Origin of the sequence: Pseudomonas sp. Sample_24, from assembly GCF_004307605.1 — a bacterium.
In the GTDB taxonomy this organism is placed as follows: Bacteria; Pseudomonadota; Gammaproteobacteria; order Pseudomonadales; family Pseudomonadaceae; genus Aquipseudomonas.
Map to the genome: position 1 here is coordinate 1 of NZ_RCNW01000143.1, position 26,372 is coordinate 26,372.

Genomic DNA, 26,372 nt, shown 5'->3' on the forward strand with positions numbered 1-26,372 from the left:
GTGATCGAGGTTTTTCAGCAGTTTGTCGATGGAGGGCGATTCGTCGGTCATCGGGGATGCAATTCAGTCTTCTAGTGGCGCAGGGGGGCGATTGTCGCAGAAAAGCAGCTTCAAGCGGCAAGCTACAAGCCGCAAGTTGATCGTTCCCACGCTCTGCGTGGGAATGCAGCCCGGGACGCTCTGCGTCCCAAGAGCGACGCGGAGCGTCTATTGAGGCATTCCCACGCGGAGCGTGGGAACGATCAGTCGCGGAGCGCGGGAACGATCATGTGGTGTTACTCGGTATCGTGGCCTTTACGCCGATAAGGAAATACATCAATCACCTTCCCCGCCCGAATCGCCTCTTGCAGGCTTTTCCAGTAATCGGCGTTGTACAACTCGCCATGCAAGCGATCGAACAACTTGCGTTGCCCGGAATCGGCAAACAGAAACGGTGGAAACTCTTCGGGGAAAACATCCAGCGGCCCGATCGAGTACCACGGTTCGGACGCCATTTCGTCTTCCGGGGTCCGCGGTTGCGGGATGTGGCGGAAATTGGCTTCGGTCAGGAAACAGATTTCGTCGTAGTCGTAGAACACCACGCGACCGTGACGGGTTACGCCGAAGTTTTTCAGCAGCATGTCACCGGGAAAAATGTTCGCCGCCGCCAATTGCTTGATCGCCAGGCCGTAATCTTCCAATGCCTCGTGTACCTGCGCTTCGTTGGCGTTTTCCAGGTACAGGTTCAGCGGGGTCATGCGGCGTTCGGTCCAGCAGTGGCGGATCAGCACCGTGTCGCCATCCACCGACACCGTCGATGGCGCGACTTCAAGCAACTCTTCCAGGCACGCCGGATCGAACTTGCTCAACGGGAAACGGAAGTCGGCAAACTCCTGGGTATCGGCCATGCGCCCGACGCGGTCGACGCTTTTCACCAGGCGGTACTTTTCGATCACCGTGGCGCGGTCGACGTTTTTCGACGGCGAAAACCGGTCCTTGATGATTTTGAAAACGGTGTTGAACCCCGGCAGGGTAAACACGCTCATCACCATGCCACGCACGCCGGGGGCCATGATGAACTGGTCGTCGGTGTTGGCCAGGTGATTGATCAACGCCCGGTAGAACTCGGACTTGCCGTGCTTGTAGAAACCGATCGAGGTGTACAGCTCGGCGATGTGCTTGCCCGGCAGGATGCGCTTGAGGAAGCCGATGAACTCCGCCGGAACCGGCACATCCACCATGAAATACGAACGGGTGAACGAGAAGATGATCGACACGTCCGCTTCGTCGGTGATCAGCGCATCGATCTGGATGCCGCGCCCCTCAAGGTGCAGCAGCGGGATTGCCAGCGGCCATTGCTCATCGGCGGTGTAGATGCGCCCCACCAGGTAGGCGCCCTTGTTGCGGTACAGCACCGAGGAAAACAGTTCGACGCTCAGGTCCGGGTCCTTGCACACCCAGTCCGGGAGGTTCTCGCGCAGTTGTGCTTCGAGACGCTTCAGGTCGCCGGGCAAGTCGGCGTATTCCTCGCTGAAACGGTAGTCGGCAAAGATGCTCGCGAGCATCCCGGACAACTGTCCCTGAGGCTTGTAGGTGCGGGTTTGCGCAGCACGAGCCCGGCGCAGGCTTGGCCGGGTGGTGTGGATGAACATGCAGCCATCGCTGATCAGGTCATGGCTGAACAGGCCGCAGAAAATCGAGTTGTACCAGGTTTCGGACAGTTCATCGTCGAAGCGCAAGTCGATCAGACTGATGTAAGCGCTTTTCACCAGTGGCCAGCAACTGACGTCCAGTGTGTCGGGGTCAAAGGCAGTGCGCAGGCGGCCCACCGTTTCACTGACCTTTTCTTCGTACAGGTTGATCCGCGCGGCCGACGCCGCCTGCGCCTCCTGCCACTTGGCCTGTTCGAAGCGCGCCCGGGCGCCGTCGGTGATCTGGCGAAAATGCTCGCGGTAATCGTCAAAGCCATCGAGGATCAAGCGGGCGATGTCGGCGGCTGGCCATTGCTGCGGCATGGTGAGACCTCTGCGGGAATTCGTGAGCCCTGAGCTTAGCCAGTGAAGCGGGTGCAGGAGAAGCGTAATTTTCCGGGCGCCATGGGATTGAGGCGCTTGAGAGTTCTCTGCTCGTTTTCCGGTTGCCATCGATCAGGCGCTCGGCAACACTCTCGTCCCCAACAAGGAAGGAATGTGCTGTGAACCCTGTCGATTTATTCCGATTACTGTCGCTTGCGGCCATTTGGGGTGCGAGCTTCCTGTTCATGCGCATCATTGCGCCGGTGATTGGCAGCCTTCCCACCGCTTTTTTCCGCGTCTCGATCGCCGCTGCCGGACTGCTGGTGATCCTCGGGCTGATGCGCATCAGTTGGGATTTCAAAGGCAAACTCAAAACCGTGATGCTGCTCGGGGTGATCAACTCCGGCATTCCGGCGACGCTCTATTCGGTGGCCGCGCAGGTGCTTCCGGCCGGCTATTCGTCGATTTTCAATGCCACCACACCGTTGATGGGCGTGCTGATCGGCGGCCTGTTTTTTCATGAAAGGCTCACTGGCGCCAAGCTCGGCGGCGTATTCCTCGGGTTGTTCGGCGTGGGCGTGCTGACCCGTGCCGGTCCGGTGGCGTTCGATATGGAACTGCTGATGGGAGCCGTCGCCTGCCTGCTCGCAACCACTTGCTACGGATTTGCCGGGTTTCTGGCCCGCCGTTGGCTGGATCAGGCCGGCGGTCTGGACAGCCGTTTGTCGGCGCTGGGCAGCATGCTGGGGGCGACGTTGTTCCTGCTGCCGCTATTTGGCTACAGCGTGATCAGCCAACCACCCGCCAGCTGGGGCGGTTGGAGTGTCTGGCTATCATTGCTGGGATTGGGCCTGGGATGCACGGCGTTTGCGTACATCATTTACTTCCGCCTGCTGAGTTCGGTTGGCCCGGTAAAGTCGATGACCACGACCTTCCTGATTCCGCTGTTCGGCGTGTTGTGGGGGGCACTGTTTCTGGATGAGCCGCTGTCGATGGCGCATGTCTATGGCGGCTTGTTGATTGCGGTGGCGTTGTGGATGGTGTTGAAGCCCACAGTGATGAAGGGCGCTGTGGTGGCGGCCAAGTAGATTTGTAGTGCGGCTGATGACGCCATCGCTGGCAAGCCAGCTCCCACAGGGTTCAGTGCCAAGCACAAATCATGTGCACGATACCCATCACTGTGGGAGCTGGCTTGCCAGCGATGGCGTCAGTTCAGACACTACAAGGCCGAAGCACTCACCTCCCCATCCACCAGCCGCCGAATCCCCAGCGGATTGCTGTTCTGCAACGCCTCGGGCAACAACCCATCCGGATAATTCTGGAAGCACACCGGTCGCAGAAAGCGGTCGATGGCCAGCGTGCCCACCGACGTTCCCCGCGAGTCGGACGTCGCCGGATACGGCCCGCCATGCACCATCGCCTCACACACTTCGACTCCGGTCGGATAGCCGTTGAGCAGGATCCGCCCGACTTTCTCTTGCAGCATTTCAGCCAGCCAGCGGTACTCCAGCAACTCGTCCGGCTCGCCGATCAACGTCGCCGTCAATTGCCCGCGCAGGCCGTGCAACGCTGCCGCCAACTGCGCGCGATCTTCAACTTCGATGACGATGGTGGTCGGCCCGAACACCTCCTCCTGCAACAATTCATCGCCCTTGAGCAACAGGCTGACATCGGCCTTGAACACTTGCGGCTGCGCCTGATTGCCCTGTTGCGGCTTACCGGCCACATGCGTCAGGCCCGGATGTTCGTGCAACTCGCCAAGACCTCGACCGTAACTGGCCAGGGCACCAGCGTTGAGCATGGTTTGTGGCGGTTGCTGGTTCATGCTCGCGCAGAAGGTTTGCAGAAACAGGCTGAACTGCGGCGACCGCAGGCCGATGACCAATCCCGGATTGGTACAAAACTGGCCACAGCCGAGCGTCACCGAAGCGGCCAGTTGTGCGGCGATCTGTTCGCCGCGCACCGCCAATGCTTCGGGCAGCAGGAATACCGGGTTGATGCTCGACATTTCGGCAAACACCGGGATCGGCTGCGGCCGGGTGGCGGCCATGTGGCTCAAGGCATTGCCACCCTTGAGCGAACCGGTGAAGCCCACCGCCTGGATCGCCGGATGCTTGACCAGCCATTCGCCGACGCCACCGCCATAAATCATGTTGAACACGCCCGCGGGCATTTCCGTGCGTTCGGCGGCACGGATGATCGCGTCCGCTACCCACTCGGCGGTTGCCATGTGCCCGCTGTGAGCCTTGAACACCACCGGGCAACCGGCGGCGAGCGCCGAAGCGGTGTCACCGCCAGCCGTGGAAAACGCCAGCGGAAAGTTGCTCGCGCCGAACACCGCCACCGGTCCCAGGGCGATGCGGTACTGACGCAGATCCGGGCGTGGCAGAGGCTGGCGATCAGGTAACGCGCGGTCGATGCGCGCGCCGTAGAAATCACCGCGTCGCAGCACCTTGGCAAACAGGCGCAACTGGCCGCTGGTTCGCCCGCGCTCACCCTGGATACGTCCGACAGGCAAGGCGGTTTCTCGGCAGACGGTGGCGACGAAGTCATCGCCCAATGCATCGATTTCATCGGCGATTGCATCGAGAAACTTCGCGCGCTTTTCCGCGCTCAGGTTGCGGTAGATCGGGTACGCCGCCGCGGCGGCTTTGGCGGCGGCATCCACTTCGGCTTCCGATGCTTGAAAGAAATGGCCGGGCAAGGGCTCGCCGGTGGTCGCATCGAGGCTTTGCAGTTGCAAGGTGCCGTTGGCGCTGCGACGGCCGCCGATGTAGTTGTGTCCGAGAAGCGTGGTCATAAGAAACTTCCTGAAGATTTGCAGGAACGGGTACGCGACCTGTGGGAGCCGGCTTGCCGGCGATGGCATCCGAAAAATCGGTGCAGGGCTTGAGGGCCAATCGCTGGCAAGCCAGCTTCCGCAGGTTCGTCGGATTTTCCCGATCCTTGTCAGAGGGTGCGCACCTGCCCGATGCCCAACGGCTGGGCACTTTCGCCGATACCGTTGACCAGCGGCGCGCCGAACTCATCGAGACTGATCTGAAAACGATCCCCGGGCTGGGTCTTCACACCGTCGGCGAATGACAGGGTAGCGGTGCCGAAGTAATGCACATGAACATCGCCGGGACGCAAAAACTGCGCGTATTTGAAGTGATGGAATTCGAGGTTGGCCAGGCTGTGGCACATGTTGTCTTCGCCGCTGAGAAATTCCTTCTCCCAGATCGTTTCGCCATTGCGTTTGATGCGGCTGGTGCCGACCAGGTGCTTGGGCAGTTCCCCAACGCGCAATTCCGGACCGTAGGAGCAACTGCGCAACTTCGAGTGGGCGAGGTACAGGTAATTGCGCCGTTCCATGACGTGGTCGGAGAACTCATTACCCAATGCATAACCGACCCGATACGGCAGGCCATCGTCGCCAATCACGTACAGGCCGGTCAGCTCCGGCTCTTCGCCGGCATCTTCGGCGAACGGCGGCACGGGGAAGTCCGCGCCGGGGCGCACGACAATACTTCCGTCGCCCTTGTAGAACCATTCCGGTTGCGCACCGACCTGCCCCGCTGCGGGCTTGCCGCCCTCAAGGCCCCACTTGAAGATGCGCATGGTGTCGGTCATGCCGGCTTCGACCGCACCGTCGTGCTGGTGCATTTTGTCCCGCGCCGAGGCGCTGCCCAGATGCGTCAGACCGGTGCCGCTGATCAGGCAATGCGCCGGGTCTTCATGGTCCAGTGGTGGCAGGACTTTGCCTTGTTGCAACAGCTGTGCGTAATCCGGGCCCGGCGCTGTACCGCGCGAGGCGACCTCCTCTTGCAGGCTGCGCTTGCCGCGGATCGCTGCAAGTGCCAGTTCACGGGTGTTGCGGGTGCCCTGAAGCACTTGGACTTGTGCCCCGTCGACGAGTCCGACCTGGCGTTCCCCGGCGGCGTTTTCGAATTGAATCAGGCGCATGGTGGCCCTCCAGAAAGTCAGGGTGGGCGCCGCTGAGTGACGGCGCCTGCAGGTCACTCGATGATGTTGAAGTCGCTCAGGTATTCATCGGAGATTTCCAGGCCCAGGCCCGGCTTGTGGTCATCGAGCTGGATGTAGCCGTTGACCGGTTGCGGCTCGCCTTTGAACACGTAGTAGAACAGTTCGTTGCCGACTTCGACGTCGAACACCGGGAAGAACTCTGCCATCGGCGAGGCGGTGGTAGACATGGTCAGGTGATAGTTGTGCATCTGCCCGGCGTGAGGGATCACCGGCACCGACCAGGCTTCGGCCATGGCGTTGATCTTGCGCGCAGCGGTGATGCCGCCGACGCGGTTGGTGTCGTACTGGATCACGTCGACGGCGCGGCGTTCCAGCAAGTCCTTGAAACCGTAGGAGGTGAATTCGTGCTCGCCGCCGGAGATCGGCATGATCCCCATTTTTTTCAGTTCGATGTAGCCTTCGATGTCATCGGCGATCACCGGCTCTTCCAGCCAGCGCGGTTCGAATTCGGCCAGCTTCGGCAACATGCGACGTGCGTATTCCAGGGTCCAGCCCATGTAGCATTCGAGCATGATGTCGACGTCAGGGCCGGCCAGTTGGCGCAGGGCACGCACTTGTTCGATGTTGCGACGCATGCCCGCCGGGCCGTCTTTCGGACCGTAGCCGAAGCGCATCTTCAGCGCGGTGAAACCCTGATTCAGATAGCCTTGGGCTTCTTCGAGGAACAGGTCGAGGTTGTCGTTGGCGTAGAGCTTGGAGGCGTAGGTCCAGATCTTTTCCTTGGTGCGCCCGCCAAGCAACTTGAACACCGGTTTGTTGACGGCTTTGCCCATGATGTCCCAGATGGCGATGTCGATCGCCGAGATCGCCGCCATGCCGATACCTTTGCGCCCCCAGGCGTGGCTCTGGCGGTACATTTTCTGCCAGATGTATTCGTTGTCGAACGGGTCTTCGCCGATGGCGATCGGGGCCAGGTAGGTGTCGATGATTTCCTTGGCCACACGGGGTGCCAGGGCGCAGTTACCGATGCCGACAAGACCGGTGTCGGTCTCGACTTCCACCACCAGCCAGCCGTGGAAACGGAACGAGCCCATGGCGTCGCCGCGCTCGAACAGGATGTCGCTGGCGTTGGTGCAGAAGTGCGCTTGCGGTGGAACGACTTTGCCTTTCCACTCGAATACGCGGGTACGGATCGCTTTGATTTTCATGAATACAATTCCTTGGGCTGTCGGCTTCTTGTCATTGTCAGTCGTGTGCACAGCGCCTTTTCTGGGAGGGCTCCGGCATTCGATGGGGCGACTTTAGCCAGCGTACGGGGACTGCGGATAATCACTTATGCGTATCCGGCGATAACCAGGGGTGATCACATAAAGGATTTTGTAGCGAGGTAGGGTTATCGAACCGGCACGCAAAAAAACTGTGGGAGCGGGCTTGCCCGCGATGGCGTCAGGTCAGTCACATGTGCTGTAACTGACAGACCGCTATCGCGGGCGAGCCCGCTCCCACAGGGAGTTCAGGTTGTTGGAAAAAGTGGATCAGTAGCTGTTGGCGCCCATCCGGCAAGCAATCTCGAACGCCTGGCGCGTGGCGCCGACATTGGCCTTGCCCCGCCCTGCAATATCAAACGCAGTGCCATGGGCCGGAGTGGTGATCGGGATTGGCAAGCCGCCCTGCACCGTCACGCCACGGGAGAAGCCCATCAACTTGATCGCGATCTGGCCCTGGTCGTGGTACATGGTGACAACCGCGTCGAAGGCACTGGCATCGCCCTGTACCTTCAAGAAAATCGTGTCCCCGGGATACGGCCCTTCCGCTGCAATGCCCAGTGCCTGCGCCGAGCGCACCGCCGGGCCGATGATGTCCAGTTCTTCGCGGCCGAACGAGCCGTTGTCGCCGTTGTGCGGGTTCAGGCCGCAAACGCCGATGCGCGGTTTCTCCAGGCCGTTGCGCTTGAGCGCGGTATCGATCAATTGAATCGCTTCCACCACCCGCTCCTGGCTTAGCAGGCCCGAGACCTCGGCCAGGGCGACGTGGGACGTCACCCGTGAAGTCCACAGATTGTCGAGCACGTTGAATTCGCAAAACGGTCCGTGGAAATCCAGCAACTCGGCAAACCAGTGCAATTCGTCGTTGTGCGCCATACCGGCCATGTGCAGTGAGGTCTTGTTCAGGGGGCCGAACAGGATCGCATCGGTAGTCCCCGCTTCGGTCAGGCGCAGGGCCTGTTCCAGCGTGTCGAGGCTGTAGCGACCGCCAATCACACTGGCTTCGCTGCGCGGGAATTCACCGATCGCGTCGCCGCGAAAGTCGTAAAAAAGTGGCGTCTCATCAACGAACGATAGCTGCTCAAGTGACTCTACCCGGCGATAGGGGAATTCCACGGCGGCGATGCGCATGCCGCGACGCATTTCCGCTTCGTCGGCGATCAGGATCACGTTGGCCTTGTTGCGTACTTCCGGTTCGGCCAGCAGACGTGCAATCAACTCCGGGCCAATGCCCGCAGGGTCTCCGAGGACCATGGCAATTGTGGTTTTTTTCATGCTTCACTCCTCAAGGGTTCAGGCCACGCTGGGACGAGCCATGGCGCGAACCTCTTTTATTGTTCTTGTATGGGACATCATCAGCCTCCCACATGCGGCATTGCTGAGTACTATCAAAGGCCTGGTGATAACCGTCTAATCAAAACTTGAAATAAGGCGATAGCCTCGGGTTATGTCATGTGTCGATTCCATTGCGAGCAGGCTCACCCCTGCAATAACTTCAGCCTCGTTTTACAAGCTATAACCCCAGGCTATCGGTGTATGTATTGTTTTGACTAGACGCGGCGACAACACCTTCCCACACTCAGGACCAGGCTTGCGGCTTCACGGCGCAGACAAGTCACTTATAACAAATACAAAAACGAGGCTCTTCCATCATGCGAAATGCATTCGTCCGTCGCACTTCCCGTCTGTTTCTTGGCTGCACCCTGGTCGCCGCTGGCGCGCTTCCTGCTCTTGCTCAGGCCGCCTGGCAACCGGACAAGAACGTCGAAATCGTCGTTGCCGGTGGCCCCGGTGGCGGCACCGACCAACTCGGTCGCCTGATCCAGTCGATCATCACCACCCACAAGCTGCTCGACGTCAACACCATCGTTCTCAACAAGGGCGGCGGCAACGGTGCCGAAGCGTTCCTCGACATGAAGATGAACAAAGGCGATGCCGAGAAACTGGTGATCGGCACCAACAACATTTACCTGCTGCCGCTGGTGTCCAAGCTCGGCTATCAATGGCAGGAACTGACCCCGATTGCCGCCGTGGCCGAAGATGACTTCATTCTCTGGAGCTACAAAGGCGCGCCGTGGAAAGACGCGAAAGGTTTCTACGAAGCGGCCAAGGCTGATCCATCGAAACTGCGCATGGGTGGCAGCCAGTCCAAGGACGTCGACCAGACCCTGACCCTGCTGCTCAATCAGACCAACAACAGCAAACTGGTGTACATCCCGTTCAAGAGCGGCAGTGAAGCCGCCACCCAACTGGCTGGCAAACACATCGCCGCCAACGTCAACAACCCCAGCGAAAGCATCAGCCAGTGGCGTGGCGATCAGGTCGAACCACTCTGCGTCTTCAGTAAGGAGCGCATGGGCTATACCGAAAAAGTCGCCGGCGACAAATCCTGGGCCGACGTACCGACCTGTCATGAGCAAGGCCTGGGTATCGACCAGTATCGCTTCCCACGCACCGTGTTCATGCCCGGCGATGTCAGCGCTGAACAACGGGCGTTCTATGTCGAGCTGATGCGCAAAGTCACCCAGACTGATGAGTTCAAGGCTTACGTCAAACAGAACGCGCTGGTGCCGACGTTCCTCGAAGGCGAACCTTTGACCGCCTACATCGAAAAAGACACCGCCCGCGTCACTCCGGTGTTCAAGGAAGCCGGCTGGCTGAAAAACTGAAGTTGCCAGGGCCGCTCGCTCAAGGGCGGCCGTCACCTGCTGGAGGTGTTTGATGTCCCATTCTTCGGATTCACCGGCGCTGGTCGGCACCCGTTGGGTCGAACTCGGCCTGACGCTGTTCACCACCCTGATCGGCGCCGTGGTGATGTTCGGCAGTGTCGAACAAGGCATCGGCTGGGGTGATGCCGGCCCCGAGCCGGGTTATTTCCCGTTCTACATCGGCCTGCTGCTGAGCGCCGCCAGCGTCGCCAATGGCGTGTTGACGCTGGTGCGCTGGCACGCCTTGAGCGTGGCCTTCGTCAATCGCGATGCCTTCAAGCAAGTGATGTCGGTGTTTGTACCGATTGCGCTGTTCGTGGCTGCCATGCCGTTCACCGGTATCTACCTGGCATCGGCGGCGTTCATTGCCTGGTTCATGTGGCGTGACAAAGTCCGTGCAAAACCGTACGGCAAATGGATGATCGCCAGCGTGTCCCTCGGCGCGGTACTTGCCAGCTATCTGATTTTCGCGCTGTGGTTCAAGGTCCCGCTGGATGCCGGTCCGATGGGCGACTGGATTGCCCTGGCCGGGAGAAACTTCAAATGAGCGAATTCGATTCCCTGTTGCAAGGCATGAACCTGATCCTGACCCCGGGCCACATTGGCCTGATGGTGGTCGGCGTTTTGCTGGGCATCCTGGTCGGTGTGTTGCCCGGTCTCGGCGCCCCCAACGGCGTGGCACTGTTGCTGCCATTGACCTTCACCATGTCGCCCGTGTCGGCGATCATTCTGCTGTCGTGCATGTATTGGGGCGCGCTGTTCGGCGGCTCGATCACCTCGATCCTGTTCAACATCCCCGGTGAACCCTCATCGGTGGCGACCACCTTCGACGGCTACCCGATGGCCCGTGAAGGCCGCGCTGCCGAAGCGTTGACCGCCGCGTTCAGTTCGGCCCTGATCGGTGCCTTGTGCGGCGTGTTGCTGCTGACGTTCCTGTCGACGAAAATCGCCGCGTTCGCCATGTCCTTCAGCTCACCGGAGTTCTTCGCGGTGTACCTGCTGGCGTTCTGCACTTTCATTGGCATGAGCAAGAACCCGCCACTGAAAACCGTGGTGGCGATGATGATCGGTTTCGCCATGGCGGCCGTTGGCATGGACACCGTTTCGGGCAACCTGCGCCTGACGTTCGACCAGCCGATCCTGATGACCGGGATCAGTTTTGAAGTGGCGGTGATCGGTCTGTTCGGCATCGGCGAAATCCTCTGCACCGTAGAGGAAGGTTTGGTATTCCGCGGTGAACACGCACGTATTACGCCGATGGTGATCTTGCGCACCTGGGCGAAATTGCCACGCTACTGGTGGACCATTGTGCGCAGCACCCTGGTCGGTTGCTGGATGGGCATCACCCCCGGCGGCCCGACGGCGGCATCGTTCATGAGCTACAGCCTGGCACGGCGCTTTTCGAAGAACCGCGAGAACTTCGGCAAAGGCGAAGTCGAAGGCGTGATCGCCCCGGAAACCGCCGACCACGCCGCCGGCACCAGCGCGCTGCTGCCGATGCTGACCCTGGGTATTCCGGGTTCGGCCACGGCGGCGGTAATGCTCGGCGGCTTGATGATCTGGGGCCTGCACCCCGGGCCGACGCTGTTTGTCGAACAACATGACTTCGTCTGGGGCCTGATCGCCAGCATGTACCTGGGCAACGTGGTCAGCCTGATCGTGGTGTTGGCCACTGTGCCGCTGTTCGCCTCGATCCTGCGCATCCCGTTTTCGATCATCGCGCCGATCATCATCATGGTCTGTGCCATCGGCGCGTACTCGGTGCACAACTCGTTCTTCGACGTCGTGCTGATGCTGGGCTTCGGTGCGCTGGGTTACCTGTTCAAGAAACTCGGCTACCCGATTGCGCCGCTGGTGCTGGCGGCGGTTTTGGGAGACAAGGCCGAAGATGCATTCCGTCAGTCGATGCTGTTCTCTGACGGGCAACTGGGGATTTTCTGGTCCAACCCATTGGTCGGCAGCCTGACCACTGCAGCGCTGCTGATGCTGTTCTGGCCGTTGATATCCAAGGCGCTGGGCACGCTGTTGGGCTTGCGCAAATCCCACGTCGCCAAGGCAAAATCGGTGCTGTGACACAGCAAAGCTGGCAACGCCTGACATTTGTTGTCAGGCTTGCCGCAGACTTTTCTGCGAGCGCAGCCCATGACCCGAATTCCTGTTGCCAATGTCATCCATAGTCGACTGCGTCTGCGCCAACTGCGCCTGATGCTGGCGTTACAGGAATTCGGTTCGCTGCGCCGCGCCGCCGATCACATCGGCATGACCCAACCCGCTGCCACCAAAATGCTCCACGAAGCCGAGGACTTGCTCGGTGTCGAGTTGTTCGAACGCCTGCCCCGCGGCATGCGCTCCACCCCGTTCGGGGAAACCGTCATTTACTACGCGCGCATGGTCTTCGCCGAACTCAGCGGCATGCGCGAAGAACTGGTCGCACTTGAATCCGGCAATCTGGGCCGGGTGGCAGTCGGCGCGATCCCGGCACTGGCTTCGGGTTTGCTGACACGCACCATCGCGACCTTGAAACAAAGCCATCCACGCTTGTCGATGAGCATTCAGGTCGACACCAGCGACGTGCTGGTGCAGGCGCTGTTGCAGGACCAACTGGACGTGGTACTGGGGCGGATTCCGGTCGGTGCACGGGCCGAAGAACTGCTGTTCGACAGCCTTGGCGAAGAAGCCCTGTGCGTGATCGCCGGTGCGCAAAACCCATTGGCGAAGGAGACGCAACTGAGCTGGGCCGAGTTGCAGAACATGACCTGGGTCTTGCAACAGCACCCGAGCCCGATGCGCGCGATCATCAATCAGGTGTTCCACAACGCCCGGGTCGACATCCCGAGCAGCATCGTCGAAACCACCTCGATCATGACCTTACTGTCGTTGATTCAACAAACCGACATGCTCGGCGTCACACCGCTGTCGGTGGTCGAGGATTATCCCGGCCGCGACTTGCTGGCTGTGTTGCCGATCAAATTCGAAGCACGCTTGCCACCGTATGGATTGATCACACGACGTCATCGCATCCAGTCATCGGCGATGCAGGCGTTCATGAATTCGGTAAGGGCCGAGCATGCGTTGAGCAAATGAAAAAGGCCCGGCGCCTAGTGCCGGGCCTATGCTACATCCGAGTTTTTGTGATGCAGGCAATCACCCGAACAACCAGTACCCCAACACCATCAGCACCACCACCACCAACACCGGGCGCAAGGCTCGGTAGGCCTTGGGATTACCGCGTTTCCACTGTTTGACTGCCCCGCTGAATGTGTCGCTGAAGCGCTTGCTCCAGGCATACGCCTGATTGATACCGCCTACCCGTTCGTCATCGAGGTTCTGCGGCGCGGTGGCGCGGCCCAGAAAAGCACTGATCGAACGGTTGATGCGGGTCATCAATCGGTTGCTTAACGGTCGCTCGATATCGCAGAACAGGATGACGCGAGTCTTGTCGGTCTCGTTCTTCACCCAATGCACATAAGTCTCGTCGAACATCACGTCCTCACCGTCGCGCCAGGCGTACTCCTGACCGTCGACGAAGATGCGGCAGTCATCGGAGTTCGGGGTTGACAGGCCCAGGTGATAACGCAGGGAACCGGCGAATGGATCACGGTGCGGGTTGAGGTGACTGCCGCCTGGCAGAAGCGCAAACATCGCGCCCTTGACGTTGGGAATGCTGCTGACCAGTTCCACTGTTTTCGGACATAGCAGCTCTGCCGAAGGTAATGGTTTGTCGTACCACTTGAGATAGAAACGCTTCCAGCCTTTCTTGAAGAACGATCCAAATCCGGCGTCGTTGTTTTTCTCCGCAGCGCGGATGTAACCCTCGTCGAACAGGTCCATCGCTTCGTCGCGAATGACTTCCCAGTTGTCCTTGAGACAATCCAGCTCGGGAAACCGGCTGCGGTCCAGATAAGGTTTCGAAGGCACGCTGGAAAACAGATACATCAGGGCGTTATAAGGGGCAAAGAGGGCCGAGTGGTTGACGAACTGGCGCAGGACCGGCAAACGCGCCTTGCCACGTAAATGCACATAGAGGGTACTGCCCAGAAACAGCAGCAACAACGACGCCTTCGCGGCAAAGGAAAAGGTCATCAACAGCTCCTTGGTGACAGACACGTTACACAACGCCATTTACCCGACGTTGCTGCTGGCATGATAAACATGACCAACCAAGGGAAAAACCCGCCGGCCCCGACATTCAGTGTTAACGATTACGCAACAAAGCACTTGTTAACACGCAGGGCCTGAACGCTGGCTGACGACCATCAGCCTCGATGGAGAAGGCCTATGCCCCTTCTCCATCCTCACCCGAACGAAAGCGGTTTACTGCTGGTTCTCCTGGTCGGTAAACAGATCGCTGAACAACATGCTCGACAAGTAGCGCTCCCCAGAGTCCGGCAGGATCACCACGATGGTTTTGCCCTGCATTTCCGGGGTTTCGGCCAACCTCACCGCTACCGCCATCGCCGCACCGCAGGAGATACCGCACAGAATGCCTTCCTCCTGCATCAGACGCAGGGCCATGGCCTTGGACTCTTCGTCGCTGACCAGCTCGACGCGATCAACCATCGACAAGTCGAGGTTCTTCGGCACGAAACCGGCACCAATTCCCTGGATCTTGTGCGGGCTCGGCTTGATTTCCTGACCGGCCATCAACTGAGTGATCACCGGCGAAACGACCGGTTCGACCGCCACCGAGAGAATCGGTTTGCCCTGGGTATTCTTGATATACCGCGACACACCGGTAATGGTTCCACCGGTTCCTACACCTGCCACCAGAACATCCACCGCGCCATCCGTGTCATTCCAGATTTCCGGACCGGTGGTTTTTTCATGGATGGCCGGGTTTGCCGGGTTATCGAATTGTGCCGGCATGAAATACGTGGACGGATCGCTCGCGACGATTTCCCCGGCCTTTTCAATGGCACCCTTCATGCCTTTGGCCGGCTCGGTCAGTACCAGTTCGGCCCCCAGTGCCTTGAGCACCTTGCGGCGTTCGATGCTCATGGATGCCGGCATGGTCAGCATCAGTTTGTAGCCCCGCGCGGCGGCGACAAATGCCAGGCCAATACCGGTGTTACCGGAAGTCGGTTCGACAATGGTCATGCCCGGCTTGAGTTTGCCGGTGCCTTCGGCATCCCAGATCATGTTGGCGCCAATCCGGCATTTGACCGAGTAACCGGGGTTTCGCCCTTCGATCTTGGCCAGGATGGTCACACCGCGAGGGGCAATACGGTTGATTTGAACCAGCGGCGTATTGCCGATGGAATGGGCGTTGTCAGCAAAAATACGGCTCATGGCTGGGTCCTTACGACAGCATTGAAATAGGGCATCAAGGTAAGCCTCTTGCCGGTAGGCGTCCAGTCGGGTCGAACGTCCAGACGCCAGTGCAGTCAATGGCTTTAGATCGCCAGAGATTTGCCACTATGAAACGTCGATACAGCTGGCCGCTATGGACCCTCGCCGGCCTTGTTGTGCTGCTGATTGCCCTGCATTTCGCACTGCCCTACCTGGTGCGTGACTACTTGAACGACCGGTTGGCAGACATGGGTGATTATCGCGGCCAGATTACCGACGTGGACCTGGCCTTGTGGCGTGGCGCCTACAAAATCAACGGGCTGAAAATCGTCAAGGTCGATGGCAAGGTACCGGTACCCTTCGTCAATGCGCCGTTGATCGACCTCTCTGTCAGCTGGCACTCGCTCTGGCACGACCATGCGGTCGTCGCCGAAGTCCAGTTCATCAAACCCGAAGTGAACTTCGTCGACGGTGGCGCCAACAAAAAGAACTCTCAGACCGGCCAGGGCACCGACTGGCGGGCGCAGCTGGGCAAACTGTTGCCCATCACCTTGAACGAAGTGCGGATCCGGGACGGCAAAATCAGTTTCCGTAACTTCAATTCAAAACCTCCGGTGAACATGAATGCCACCAATGTCGACGCGAGCATTTTCAACCTGACCAACGTGGTCGACACCGAAGGCAAACGCGACGCACGGTTCGAAGGCAAGGCGTTGCTGCTGGGGCACGCACCGCTTGAAACCACTGCGACCTTCGATCCAATGAGCAATTTCGAGGAGTTTGAATTCCGCATGCGAGCCAGGAAAATCGAGCTCAAACGCATGAATGACTTTGCTTCTGCCTATGGCAAGTTCGACTTCAATGCCGGCCATGGCGATGTGGTGATCGAAGCCGAAGCGAACAAAGGCCGGCTCAAGGGCTACATAAAGCCGCTGTTGCGCGACGTCGATGTATTCAACTGGCAACAAGACGTGGAAAACGAAAAAAAAGGCCTGTTCCGATCAGTCTGGGAAGCGCTGGTGGGCGGTACCGAAACCGTGCTGAAGAATCAGGGTAAAAACCAGTTCGCCACCCGGGTCGAACTCAGCGGCAGCGTGCACCAGCAAGATATCAGCGCTTTCGAAGCGTTTTTGCAGATTTTGCGCAATGGTTTCATCCAGGCATTCAATGCGCGCTACGAGCGATCGAAGCCGGATAGCGATTAACGCTTACGCGTGACGATGTAGCGGCCGTTTTCCTCGGCTGCCCTGGGGCTTTTCGATTGCAGTTGCAAATAATCCCAGCCCAGACACGCCAAGGCCAGAGAACGTGGCACCGCCTCGCGACCGCTGCTGTAGCGGCTGATACTGCGGCTGCTAACTCCCAGTGCCTCGGCGGCCTGATTGAGTGACAAGCCGGTGCGTGCACGCCAGTCGATAAAAATGCGGGTATTTTCATCCGACGCATTTTGCGCGAGAGCATCCAGATACAAGGTATCGGCGCCAATCTGGATGTCCTGCTCGGGCCATTCGACGAACCAGCCGTCATCCCCCAGCACGACCTGTTCAAAAGCACTTCCCAACAGCGGTTGTAGCCCCGCAAAGGCTTGCAGGTCTTGGCTCAAATCCAGAATCAATTGCTGACCGTCAATGAAGGTCAGGGCCATCCGGTAATCCGGCAAAGCCTGAACCGCCGACAATCGTGGTCGTTTCATGGGTAACATTGTTTCCAATCCTCCAGCAATTGCGCCTGATGAGCCCTGACCCATTGCTGCGCCTCCTTGATAATCAGCGGCGGTGCCTTGCCCGCCATCACTTCGATGGTTTCCAGGCTCAACATCACATCCAGCCCGCCACCGACCAGGTGGACGTGAGGTGGCGGATGATCCTTTTCGCGCAACTGAATGCGATAGGTATCTCGAAACCGATATTTGGTAGACATGCATCGCAAGCTATCGCCATTGTGGCGATAGCTCAATACTGGCCAGCCGCCGAGACTGAGTCAAGATGTGACGCTCCATTCAGAGACTGAATAAGCCGTCTGCGTTCACAGTCGACCGGGCAGCGCGTTATAGTCGGGGCTGACTATTTTATTGCGCCCCGCCCTGCCTCTTCAGGTCGGCGTTACCGTTCGAGGATTAGCAGATGAAGTTCGAAGGCACCCAGGCCTACGTCGCCACCGATGACCTGAAGCTGGCGGTCAACGCCGCCATCACCCTGGAGCGGCCATTGCTGGTCAAGGGCGAACCGGGCACCGGCAAGACCATGCTCGCCGAACAACTGGCCGAATCCTTTGGCGCCAAGCTGATCACCTGGCACATCAAATCCACCACCAAGGCTCATCAAGGCCTTTACGAGTACGACGCGGTGAGCCGTCTGCGCGACTCGCAACTGGGCAACGAAAAGGTCCACGACGTCCGTAATTACCTGAAAAAAGGCAAGCTCTGGGAAGCCTTCGAGTCCGACGAACGGGTGATCCTGCTGATCGATGAAATTGACAAGGCCGACATCGAATTCCCTAACGATCTGCTGCAAGAACTCGACAAGATGGAGTTCTACGTTTACGAGATCGACGAGACCATCAAGGCGAAAAAGCGTCCGATCATCATCATTACCTCCAACAACGAAAAAGAGCTGCCGGACGCTTTCCTGCGTCGCTGCTTCTTCCACTACATCGCCTTCCCGGACCGCAGCACCCTGCAGAAAATCGTCGACGTGCACTACCCGGACATCAAGAAAGACCTGGTCAGCGAAGCGCTGGATGTGTTCTTCGATGTGCGCAAGGTGCCGGGGCTGAAGAAGAAGCCATCGACCTCCGAACTGGTGGACTGGTTGAAGCTGCTGATGGCCGACAACATCGGCGAAGCGGTGCTGCGCGAACGCGATCCGACCAAGGCTATCCCGCCGCTGGCCGGTGCCTTGGTAAAGAACGAACAAGACGTGCAATTGCTTGAACGTCTGGCGTTCATGAGTCGTCGCGGCAGCCGCTAAGCACTACTGAACAGGCGTCAACCCATGTTGCTCAATCTCTTCAATGAAATGCGCGCAGCCAAGGTGCCGGTCTCGGTACGCGAGCTGCTGGACTTGATCAACGCGCTGAAACAGCGCGTGACCTTCGCCGACATGGACGAGTTCTACTACTTGTCCCGGGCGATCCTGGTGAAGGACGAAAAGCATTTCGACAAGTTCGACCGGGCCTTCGGTGCTTACTTCAATGGCCTGGAAAAGCTCGACGACCACCTGCAGGCCTTGATTCCGGAAGACTGGCTGCGCAAGGAGTTCGAGCGCTCGCTGACCGATGAAGAGCGCGCCGCGATCCAGTCCCTCGGTGGCCTGGACAAGCTGATCGAAGAGTTCAAGAAACGCCTGGAAGAACAGAAGGAACGCCATGCCGGTGGCAACAAATGGATCGGCACCGGTGGCACCAGCCCGTTCGGTTCCGGTGGTTTCAACCCGGAAGGTATTCGGGTCGGCGACGCCGGCAAGCGCCAGGGCAAGGCGGCCAAGGTCTGGGACCAGCGTGAATACAAGAACCTGGACGATTCGGTCGAGTTGGGCACCCGCAACATCAAGGTCGCCCTGCGAAGGTTGCGCAAGTTCGCTCGCCAGGGCGCGGCAGAAGAGCTGGACATCGATGGCACCATCGACCACACCGCCAAGGACGCGGGGTTGCTGAACATCCAGATGCGACCGGAGCGGCGCAACACCGTCAAGTTGCTGCTGCTGTTCGATATCGGCGGTTCGATGGATGCGCACGTGAAGATCTGCGAAGAGCTGTTCTCGGCCTGCAAGACCGAGTTCAAGCATCTGGAGTACTTCTACTTCCACAACTTCATTTATGAATCGGTGTGGAAGAACAACATGCGCCGCACGTCCGAGCGCACCTCGACCATGGACCTGCTGCACAAGTACGGCGCCGACTACAAAGTGATCTTCATCGGCGACGCCGCCATGGCGCCGTATGAAATCACCCAGGCCGGTGGCAGTGTCGAGCACTGGAACGAAGAAGCCGGTTATGTGTGGATGCAGCGGTTCAAGGAAAAGTACAAGAAACTCATCTGGATCAACCCGTATCCGAAGGACACTTGGGGCTATACCTCATCGACCAATATTGTGCGGGACTTGATCGATGACCAGATGTATCCGCTGACCTTGCGCGGGTTGGAGGAAGGAATGCGGTTTCTTTCCAAGTGATTTGTGTTGCCTGGTCTGACGCCATCGCGGGCAAGCCCGCTCCCACAATGATTTGTGTTGTTCATAAATTTTGTGAACAACGTTCAACCCTGTGGGAGCGGGCTTGCCCGCGATGCTTTTAGCGGCTCAAAAACCGCTGTAAATACTCGACCTGTTCCCGATGCGCCACCTCCTGCACCACCGGCTTCAACCGCACCTGCCCCCCCGGCAGACACTGCGCCAATCGTGCCAGCGCCAACGGCGTCAACGCCCCCAATCGCGGATACCCACCAATGGTCTGCCGGTCATTGAGCAATACAATCGGCTGCCCGTCCGGCGGTACCTGGACCGCCCCCAGCGGAATGCCTTCGGAGATCATCGGTTTGCCCTGGTACTGCAACGCCGTGCCCAACAGGCGAATGCCCATGCGGTCGGCGCGGCTGTCGAGGCTCCATGCGTTGTTGAACGCATCGAACAGGCTTTGTCCGCTGAATTGGCCGATCTGCGCGCCGATGACCAGGTCCAAAGGAGCCTCGAGACTCAGGTCCGGCCGCTGGCCTGCGGTCAATTCCCGCAACAACATCACTGAATTGCCCGAATAGCTCAAACTCGCGCCTTTGGTCAGCGCGTGGCCCATGCCGTCCAGCCCGCCGAGCGCCTCACGGACCACTGTCGCGCTGCTGCCCAACACCTTCGGCGCATCGAACCCGCCCGGTGCGGCCAGATAGGCACGCGCACCGAGCAATGGCTGAGTGAATTGCAAACGCTGACCTTTGTTCAGCCGGAAACTGCGCCAAGGGGCCAACGCCTCACCATTGATGCGTGCACCGAGGTCCGCTCCGGCCAACGCCAATACACAATCTTCTTCGGCCACAACAGTGAACCCGCCAAGGGTGATTTCAATCACCGCGGCATCCAGCGCGTTACCCAGCAACCAATTGGCCCAGGACATCGAACGCCAATCGGCGGCGCCACCCTGGGTCACGCCCAGATGCCGCACACCGAAACGGCCGGCGTCCTGCAACAGACACAACGGCGTACTCGCCTCAATCGTCAACTGGCTCATGCCTGGGCCTCCAGAGGCGTATCGTCCCCGCCCAGATTGATGAATTCGGCATGACCTACAGCTTCAAAGCGCACCGTATCGCCCGGTTGCATCAGGCTGTAGCCGTCACGGTTGCGGTCAAACAATCGGGCGGGCGTGCGGCCGATCAGATTCCAACCACCCGGCGACACCACCGGATAGGCTGCCGTTTGTCGCTCGGCAATGCCGACACTGCCGGCGGCGACTTTCTTGCGCGGGGTGTTCAGGCGCGGTGCGGCCAGCACCTCTTCCACCAGCCCCATGAAAGCGAAGCCGGGGGCAAAGCCCAAGGCGAACACCTGATACTCACGCTCGCTGTGACGCCGGATCACCTCCTCCACTGCCAAGCCGCTGCGTTGCGACAACAGCCTCAGCTCGGGGCCGACACTCAGGTCGTACCACACCGGCAACACGTGACAGGTGCCACGAGTGCGCGCGTTGGGCGACAGATCGATCAACGCTTCGGCGATCAATTCACGGGCCTGGGCCGGGCTCAATGCTGTCAGGTCGTAATGCACCATCAACGTTGTATAGGACGGCACAAGATCGATCAGATGCCCGGCAAACGCTGCCCGCAGACTTTCGCTGGCGGCGAGCATCCACGGCATGTTGGCTTCTGCGATCTCATCGAACAGGCGCACCATCAGGCAATCCAGCGCGACCACTTCCACCCGCAGTTTCATGACGTGCTCTGCTGGTTCAGGGCTTGGCGGATCCGTTGCACCGCGGCCACCGAACTGGCGTTGTCGCCGTGCACGCAGAGGGTGTTGGCCTGCAGGTGCAAGGCGCTGCCATCGCTGGCGGTGAGGTGTTCGCCACGGGCAATGGTCAGCGCCTGCCCGATGATTTTTTCCGGATCGTGATGCACCGCCCCCGGCAGTTGTCGCGAAACCAGCATGCCGGCGCTGTCGTAGGCACGGTCAGCGAAGGCTTCGAACCACAGGGTCACGCCATATTCATCACCCAGTTGCTGCGCGGCGCTGTTGTCCCTGGTGGCCATCAACATCAACGGCAGGTCGCGGTCATAGGACGCCACAGCTTGCAGCACCGCACGCAATTGCGCCGGATTGGCCATCATGTCGTTGTACATCGCACCGTGGGGCTTGACGTAACTGACGCGTCCGCCCTGCGCCCGGCAGATGCCATCAAGCGCGCCGATCTGGTAATGCACAATATCCTGCAGTTCCTGGGTGGCGTAGGCCATGGAGCGCCGGCCGAACCCCACCAGGTCCTGATAGGCCGGATGGGCGCCGATCTGCACGCCATGGCTGAGCGCGAGGCTGACAGTCTTGCGCATGATGCTCGGATCACCCGCGTGAAAGCCGCAGGCGATGTTGGCGCAATCGATGAAAGGCATGACCTCAGCGTCCAGACCCATGGTCCAGTTACCGAAGCTCTCGCCGATGTCGCAGTTCAATAGCAGGCGGCTCACGGTGAACACTCCTGTAGGCTTTGTTCTTTTTGGCTGCGGGACATATCCGTATGACACGTCCGCAGATTATCAGTTACTGAGCGTCGAGTTGCTTGCCACGGGTTTCCGGCAGGCTCAAGGCTGCAAGGATCACCACGCCGTAGGACACTGCTGCAAAGGCGCCGATGCCCACGCTCAGCGGCACGGTCTGGCTGAGCAGACCGATCAGCAGCGGGAACAACGCCGCCAGCGCCCGACCGATGTTGTAGCAAAAGCCCTGGCCGGAACCGCGAATGCGCGTAGGGAACAATTCGGTCAGGAACGCGCCCATGCCACTGAAAATCCCCGAGGCGAAGAACCCCAGCGGAAAGCCCAGCCACAGCATCACGCCGTTGCTGACCGGCAATTGGGTGTAGAGCAAAACGATGGTGAACGAGCCGACAGCGAACAGGATGAAGTTCTTTTTGCGGCCGAGGATGTCGGTCAGGTACGCGCTGATGACATAACCGACGTAGGACCCGACGATCACCATCGCCAGATACCCGCTGGTATTGAGCACGCTCAGACCGCGCTCGTTTTTCAGGAAGGTTGGCAGCCAGGACGTGATTGCGTAATAACCGCCCAGCGCGCCGGTGGTCAGTAACGAAGCGCGAATCGTGGTGAACAGTATGCCCGGAGCGAAGATCTCGTAGAACTTCGACGGATTGCTTGGCTCCTGCCTGGCTTTGGCTTCGCGGTAGATTTCCGGATCTTTCACCAAGCGACGGACGAAAATCACGAAAATCGCCGGCACGATGCCGAGGATGAACAGCGCGCGCCAGGCGTCTTCCGGCGGCAATACAGAGAACAGCAGCGCGTACAGGATCGCGGTCAGGCCCCAGCCCAGCGCCCAGCCCGATTGCACCATGCCCACGGCCTTGCCACGGTCCTTGGCGCGAATCACCTCGCCGATCAACACCGCGCCCGCGGTCCATTCGCCACCGAAACCGAAGCCCATCAACGTACGGGCAATCAGCAGCTGTTCGTAGTTCTGCGCGAACCCGCAAAGGAAGGTGAAGAAGGCAAACCACAGGACGGTCAGTTGCAACGTTCGCACCCGGCCGATCCGATCGGAGAGAATCCCCGCGACCCAACCACCGATGGCGGACGCAATCAACGTGCTGGTGTGAATCAACCCGGCCTGGCCAGTTGTGATGCCCCACATGGCAATCAGGGTCGGCACCACGAAGCTGAGCATCTGGGTGTCCATGCCATCCAGGCCATAGCCGATCTTGCAGCTCCAGAAGGTGCGGCGTTCCTGCTGATTGATATTGCGATACCAGTCGAAAGGTCCCGGGCGAGCCGTGGCTTTCGCAATGGCGGGGGTGTCGGACGCACTCATGGCAAATCTCCGCGCTGATTTTATTGGTATTGTTCTGAGCCCCGACGACGCCTATCGTGGGAACCGGATGGCCAGATTTTTGTGCGCCCTGCCGTGCTGCGTCCAACTAATAAAAACCTGCCTTAGGCATAAGAAATCTTTATCCCATGAACCTGAAGTTCCTCGAGACCTTTGTCTGGGTCGCCCGACTCAAGAGTTTTCGCCTGACCGCCGACAAGTTGTTCACCACCCAGGCGTCGATTTCCAGTCGCATCGCCGTGCTGGAAAGCGAACTTGGGGTGAAGTTGTTCCTGCGTGATTCACGCGGCGTGAGTCTGACGCCCGAAGGCTTGAAAGTGCTCGATTACGCCGAGCAAATGATGGACACCATGCAGGCACTCAAGCAGTCGATCGAGACCCGCTCGAGCAAGGCCGGGCGCGTGCGCATCGGCGTGATGGACACCGTGATCCACACGTGGCTCAGCCCGTTGGTGGCGCAGATGACCGATCACTATCCGCTGGTGGAAATCGAGCTGGTGGCCGATACCTCGCTGAACCTCTGCGATCAGCTGCAAAAAGGCTTCCTCGATGTGATCCTGCAGACCGACCTGTTGCGTCAGGAAAGCGTGCGCAGCCTAGAACTGGCGAGCCACCCGATGGGCTGGATCGCTGCCAGTAACTCCCTCTATAACCGCGCGTATTCGGGCATTGCCGACCTGGCGAATGAACGGATCATCACCTACTCGAAGAACTCCCACCCGCATCAGGAAGTGCTTGCCCTGATGCAGGCCAATGGAGTGGCCGCACCGCGACTGAACTGCGTGAATTCGGTGTCGGCAATTACCCGGTTGCTTCGGGACGGGTTTGGAATTGGCGCGTTGCCCCCGGTACTGGTGGCCGAGGAACTGGCGCGCGGAGAACTGACCTTGCTCGACATCGATCAACGCCCACCGGACTTACAGGTGGTGGTGTCGTGGCGCGTGGGCGTGGAGTGGGCCGAAGAGATTGTGGCGCTGTGTCAGCAGGTGCTGGAGGGGTATGCACGGAAGGTGGGTGAGAATTACATCGTTTTGGCCAGCGGATGATCGTTCCCACGCTCCGCGTGGGAATGCAACCCGGGACGCTCCGCGTCCCATTAGAGCCGAACGCGGAGCGTCCGTTGAGGCATTCCCACGCAGAGCGTGGGAACGATCTGTCAAAGTCCGCGTAAATCCCGCTCTTCAATCGGCCGGCTCTGGCGCAGGCGTTTGCCGCCCAGCACCACCCAGTCGATCAGGCGAAACAGGCACTCGATGCCGAACGACAGCAGCAACGCACCGCTCATGCCCCAGATCATCGCTTCCGGGGTCAGCAGGATCTGGTAGCTGTAGCCATTCCAGGTTTCCTTGCGGATATCCGGGTCGGCCGCCAGCACCACTTGCAGGAACCGGATGTACCACGGGCCTTGCATCGCCTGGAACTGTTTATCCAGCGCAACCTGACGGCTCAGCAGGTTTCCCAGGCTGTCGGCATCGCTGCGAAAGATCGGGTCTTCACTGGCACGGTAATGCGCCACCAGCGCCTGCATATCGCCCTTGAAAAACTGATTGGCGGTGTTCTGGAAGCCGCTCAACCCGGCCTGAGCTTCAATCAGGTGCGCTTCGACCCGCTTGGCGTAATCGTTGATGAACCCCGGCACCTGGACACCGATCAACAGTCCCGCCGCGAACAACACCAGCCGTAGATAACTGAGCAACATGGGTATCGGATCCTTATGAGGTCTGGCCCTGACTGACGCATTCACCGCGTCGCCACAGGCTCCATTGACCCGGTTCGTAACGGGTCCAGGTTTCGTTTTCGGTCAACGGTTCGGTAGCGATCACCGTCACCACGTCGTTGGGAGTGGTTTCAGCCTGGAAGTCGACGATCACATCGACATCCTTCAAGCGTGCCGGGCCAAACGGGGCGCGCCGGGTGATCTGTGCCAGCTTGGTCGAGCAATAACAGAACAACCAGTCGCCATCGCTGAGCAGGCAGTTGAACACGCCTTTGCTACGGTATTCGGCGCACGCAGCCACCAGATCCGGCAACAACGCTTCGACGTCGACCGGCTCGGGGAACGCCGCACGTACGCGGTTGAGCAAATCGCAGAACGCCGCTTCGCTGTCGGTATCACCCACGGGGCGATAGAAACTGGCCGTCGGCTGAAAATCCGCCAGTTGGCCGTTATGCGCGAAACACCAGTTGCGGCCCCACAGTTCACGGACGAACGGGTGCGTGTTGGACAGGCAGACCTTGCCGACGTTGGCCTGACGAATATGGCCGATCACCACTTCGCTCTTGATCGGGTAGCGCTGCACCAGATTCGCCACTTCCGACTCGCAACTCGCGGCCGGGTCCTGGAACAGCCGCAAGCCGCGACCTTCATAGAAGGCGATGCCCCAGCCGTCACGGTGCGGACCGGTGCGCCCGCCGCGCTGCATCAGCCCGGTGAAGCTGAACACGATATCGGTCGGGACATTGGCGCTCATGCCCAATAACTCACACATGCTCGGACTCTCGCTCAATGGCAGGGGGCAAGGTTACAGGCGAGGTTCGACCCGCATGCGCTGGGGATTGCTCGGCACAGGTGGACGGCCGTAACGATCATCGCCAGCACCACCAAAAGGATGCTCCTCTTCTTCCGGATCATCGGCACGGGCGGCGGCTTTGGCGGCGGCAGCCTGTTCCTTGCGAGCGTTTGCTCCACGTTCGATGGCGAAGCGGATTGCCACGAAGACCAGGTAGAGACCGAAGGCGATCATGCCGTACATGAACAGATCGGAGATGGCCCGCCAGGCGTTGTTGCCGACCTTGAACAGCAGGTCCAGGGCGGTAATGGCGATGGCCGGGGCGACTTTTTCCTTCACCGGGTCAATAATCGTCGGGCTGAACAACAGCACCGCCACCAGCAACCGCAGCGGCTCACGCAGCCAGCGCCACATCCAGCGGGTAATGCGCATCCACACCAACAGGCAGCCCAAAGCGGCAAAGGCGTAGAGGCCCCAAGCGATCAGATAGTCGTTCTCGGTCATGGTGTCCATGGCAAGGCAGGCAAAGAGGCGCTTATGATAACGGCTTTTCGCCCGTCAGGCTGCCCCGCTGATGGCGTCGACCATTTCGTAC

At 59.6% G+C, this 26,372-nt stretch carries 25 protein-coding genes; 9 read left to right on the forward strand and 16 right to left on the reverse strand.

Going from position 1 to position 26,372, the window contains the following annotated elements:
* Positions 1 to 275: 275 nt before the first annotated feature.
* Complete coding sequence (gene aceK, locus D8V06_RS06695) at positions 276 to 1,994, reverse strand: bifunctional isocitrate dehydrogenase kinase/phosphatase (RefSeq protein WP_130930654.1); 1,719 nt, start codon at positions 1,992 to 1,994, stop codon at positions 276 to 278.
* A 179-nt stretch (positions 1,995 to 2,173) separates the two neighbouring features.
* Between aceK and D8V06_RS06700 the strand changes: the two genes are divergently transcribed.
* The gene (locus D8V06_RS06700) at positions 2,174 to 3,082 is read left to right on the forward strand and encodes a DMT family transporter (RefSeq protein ID WP_130906667.1); all 909 of its coding nucleotides are present in this window, start codon (positions 2,174 to 2,176) and stop codon (positions 3,080 to 3,082) included.
* 131 nt (positions 3,083 to 3,213) lie between these two features.
* On the opposite strand, the gene D8V06_RS06705 is transcribed toward D8V06_RS06700, so the two are convergent.
* From D8V06_RS06705 to D8V06_RS06720, 4 genes are all read right to left on the reverse strand, one after another.
* A complete protein-coding gene (locus tag D8V06_RS06705; RefSeq protein ID WP_130930655.1) occupies positions 3,214 to 4,794 on the reverse strand; it encodes an aldehyde dehydrogenase (NADP(+)) in 1,581 nt (526 codons plus the stop codon).
* Between the two features lie 149 nt (positions 4,795 to 4,943).
* On the reverse strand, positions 4,944 to 5,939 hold the full coding sequence (gene araD1 / locus D8V06_RS06710; RefSeq protein ID WP_056855973.1) for an AraD1 family protein: 996 nt from the start codon (positions 5,937 to 5,939) through the stop codon (positions 4,944 to 4,946).
* A gap of 53 nt (positions 5,940 to 5,992) precedes the next feature.
* Positions 5,993 to 7,168, reverse strand: coding sequence for an L-rhamnonate dehydratase (locus D8V06_RS06715; RefSeq protein ID WP_056855974.1), 1,176 nt, complete (start codon positions 7,166 to 7,168; stop codon positions 5,993 to 5,995).
* A gap of 327 nt (positions 7,169 to 7,495) precedes the next feature.
* Positions 7,496 to 8,500: a 4-hydroxythreonine-4-phosphate dehydrogenase PdxA gene (locus D8V06_RS06720; RefSeq protein ID WP_130930656.1), complete on the reverse strand. Its 1,005-nt coding sequence runs from the start codon at positions 8,498 to 8,500 to the stop codon at positions 7,496 to 7,498.
* 377 nt (positions 8,501 to 8,877) lie between these two features.
* On the opposite strand from D8V06_RS06720, the gene D8V06_RS06725 reads away from it, so the two are divergent.
* From D8V06_RS06725 to D8V06_RS06740, 4 genes are all read left to right on the forward strand, one after another.
* Entirely contained in the window at positions 8,878 to 9,894 is a 1,017-nt protein-coding gene (locus D8V06_RS06725) for a tripartite tricarboxylate transporter substrate binding protein (protein ID WP_056855976.1), read from the forward strand.
* 52 nt (positions 9,895 to 9,946) lie between these two features.
* A complete protein-coding gene (locus D8V06_RS06730; RefSeq protein WP_056855977.1) occupies positions 9,947 to 10,480 on the forward strand; it encodes a tripartite tricarboxylate transporter TctB family protein in 534 nt (177 codons plus the stop codon).
* Positions 10,477 to 12,006 carry a tripartite tricarboxylate transporter permease gene (locus D8V06_RS06735; protein ID WP_056855978.1) on the forward strand — a complete coding sequence of 510 codons (1,530 nt, stop codon included), beginning with the start codon at positions 10,477 to 10,479 and terminating at the stop codon, positions 12,004 to 12,006. Before D8V06_RS06730 ends, D8V06_RS06735 begins: the two co-directional genes overlap by 4 nt.
* Positions 12,007 to 12,075: 69 nt before the next feature.
* On the forward strand, positions 12,076 to 13,017 hold the full coding sequence (locus D8V06_RS06740) for a LysR family transcriptional regulator (RefSeq protein WP_056855979.1): 942 nt from the start codon (positions 12,076 to 12,078) through the stop codon (positions 13,015 to 13,017).
* Positions 13,018 to 13,077: 60 nt separating this feature from the next.
* On the opposite strand, the gene D8V06_RS06745 is transcribed toward D8V06_RS06740, so the two are convergent.
* Together D8V06_RS06745 and cysK are read right to left on the reverse strand one after the other, a co-directional pair.
* Positions 13,078 to 14,016, reverse strand: coding sequence for an aspartyl/asparaginyl beta-hydroxylase domain-containing protein (locus tag D8V06_RS06745; protein ID WP_130930657.1), 939 nt, complete (start codon positions 14,014 to 14,016; stop codon positions 13,078 to 13,080).
* A 231-nt stretch (positions 14,017 to 14,247) separates the two neighbouring features.
* Positions 14,248 to 15,222, reverse strand: coding sequence for a cysteine synthase A (gene cysK / locus D8V06_RS06750; RefSeq protein WP_056855982.1), 975 nt, complete (start codon positions 15,220 to 15,222; stop codon positions 14,248 to 14,250).
* 128 nt (positions 15,223 to 15,350) lie between these two features.
* Between cysK and D8V06_RS06755 the strand changes: the two genes are divergently transcribed.
* A complete protein-coding gene (locus tag D8V06_RS06755) occupies positions 15,351 to 16,427 on the forward strand; it encodes a DUF748 domain-containing protein (RefSeq protein WP_130930658.1) in 1,077 nt (358 codons plus the stop codon).
* On the opposite strand, the gene D8V06_RS06760 is transcribed toward D8V06_RS06755, so the two are convergent.
* The gene (locus D8V06_RS06760) at positions 16,424 to 16,924 is read right to left on the reverse strand and encodes a DUF2442 domain-containing protein (RefSeq protein ID WP_056855984.1); all 501 of its coding nucleotides are present in this window, start codon (positions 16,922 to 16,924) and stop codon (positions 16,424 to 16,426) included. The genes D8V06_RS06755 and D8V06_RS06760 overlap by 4 nt on opposite strands.
* A complete protein-coding gene (locus D8V06_RS06765; RefSeq protein WP_177434391.1) occupies positions 16,912 to 17,142 on the reverse strand; it encodes a DUF4160 domain-containing protein in 231 nt (76 codons plus the stop codon). Before D8V06_RS06765 ends, D8V06_RS06760 begins: the two co-directional genes overlap by 13 nt.
* A 203-nt stretch (positions 17,143 to 17,345) precedes the next feature.
* Here D8V06_RS06765 and D8V06_RS06770 point away from each other — a divergent pair, with 203 nt between their 5' ends.
* Entirely contained in the window at positions 17,346 to 18,191 is an 846-nt protein-coding gene (locus D8V06_RS06770) for a MoxR family ATPase (RefSeq protein ID WP_056855986.1), read from the forward strand.
* Positions 18,192 to 18,215: 24 nt separating this feature from the next.
* Entirely contained in the window at positions 18,216 to 19,394 is a 1,179-nt protein-coding gene (locus tag D8V06_RS06775; RefSeq protein ID WP_056855987.1) for a VWA domain-containing protein, read from the forward strand.
* A 118-nt stretch (positions 19,395 to 19,512) separates the two neighbouring features.
* Here D8V06_RS06775 and D8V06_RS06780 read toward each other — a convergent pair whose 3' ends face one another.
* The 4 genes from D8V06_RS06780 to D8V06_RS06795 all read right to left on the reverse strand — a co-directional run bounded on the left by D8V06_RS06780 (position 19,513) and on the right by D8V06_RS06795 (position 23,249).
* Entirely contained in the window at positions 19,513 to 20,439 is a 927-nt protein-coding gene (locus tag D8V06_RS06780) for a biotin-dependent carboxyltransferase family protein (protein ID WP_130904313.1), read from the reverse strand.
* Positions 20,436 to 21,140: an allophanate hydrolase subunit 1 gene (locus D8V06_RS06785; RefSeq protein WP_056855989.1), complete on the reverse strand. Its 705-nt coding sequence runs from the start codon at positions 21,138 to 21,140 to the stop codon at positions 20,436 to 20,438. Before D8V06_RS06785 ends, D8V06_RS06780 begins: the two co-directional genes overlap by 4 nt.
* Positions 21,137 to 21,889: a 5-oxoprolinase subunit PxpA gene (locus tag D8V06_RS06790; protein WP_056855990.1), complete on the reverse strand. Its 753-nt coding sequence runs from the start codon at positions 21,887 to 21,889 to the stop codon at positions 21,137 to 21,139. Before D8V06_RS06790 ends, D8V06_RS06785 begins: the two co-directional genes overlap by 4 nt.
* 73 nt (positions 21,890 to 21,962) lie before the next feature.
* Entirely contained in the window at positions 21,963 to 23,249 is a 1,287-nt protein-coding gene (locus D8V06_RS06795; RefSeq protein ID WP_056855991.1) for an MFS transporter, read from the reverse strand.
* A 146-nt stretch (positions 23,250 to 23,395) separates the two neighbouring features.
* On the opposite strand from D8V06_RS06795, the gene D8V06_RS06800 reads away from it, so the two are divergent.
* On the forward strand, positions 23,396 to 24,313 hold the full coding sequence (locus D8V06_RS06800; RefSeq protein WP_130906675.1) for a LysR family transcriptional regulator: 918 nt from the start codon (positions 23,396 to 23,398) through the stop codon (positions 24,311 to 24,313).
* 110 nt (positions 24,314 to 24,423) lie between these two features.
* Here D8V06_RS06800 and D8V06_RS06805 read toward each other — a convergent pair whose 3' ends face one another.
* From D8V06_RS06805 to D8V06_RS06815, 3 genes are read right to left on the reverse strand one after another with little or no spacing between them, the layout of a single operon-like run.
* On the reverse strand, positions 24,424 to 24,966 hold the full coding sequence (locus tag D8V06_RS06805; RefSeq protein ID WP_130906676.1) for a DUF2937 family protein: 543 nt from the start codon (positions 24,964 to 24,966) through the stop codon (positions 24,424 to 24,426).
* Positions 24,967 to 24,979: 13 nt separating this feature from the next.
* Complete coding sequence (locus D8V06_RS06810) at positions 24,980 to 25,756, reverse strand: class II glutamine amidotransferase (protein ID WP_130906677.1); 777 nt, start codon at positions 25,754 to 25,756, stop codon at positions 24,980 to 24,982.
* A gap of 33 nt (positions 25,757 to 25,789) precedes the next feature.
* Entirely contained in the window at positions 25,790 to 26,290 is a 501-nt protein-coding gene (locus tag D8V06_RS06815; protein WP_130904309.1) for an MFS transporter, read from the reverse strand.
* Positions 26,291 to 26,372 lie beyond the last annotated feature (82 nt).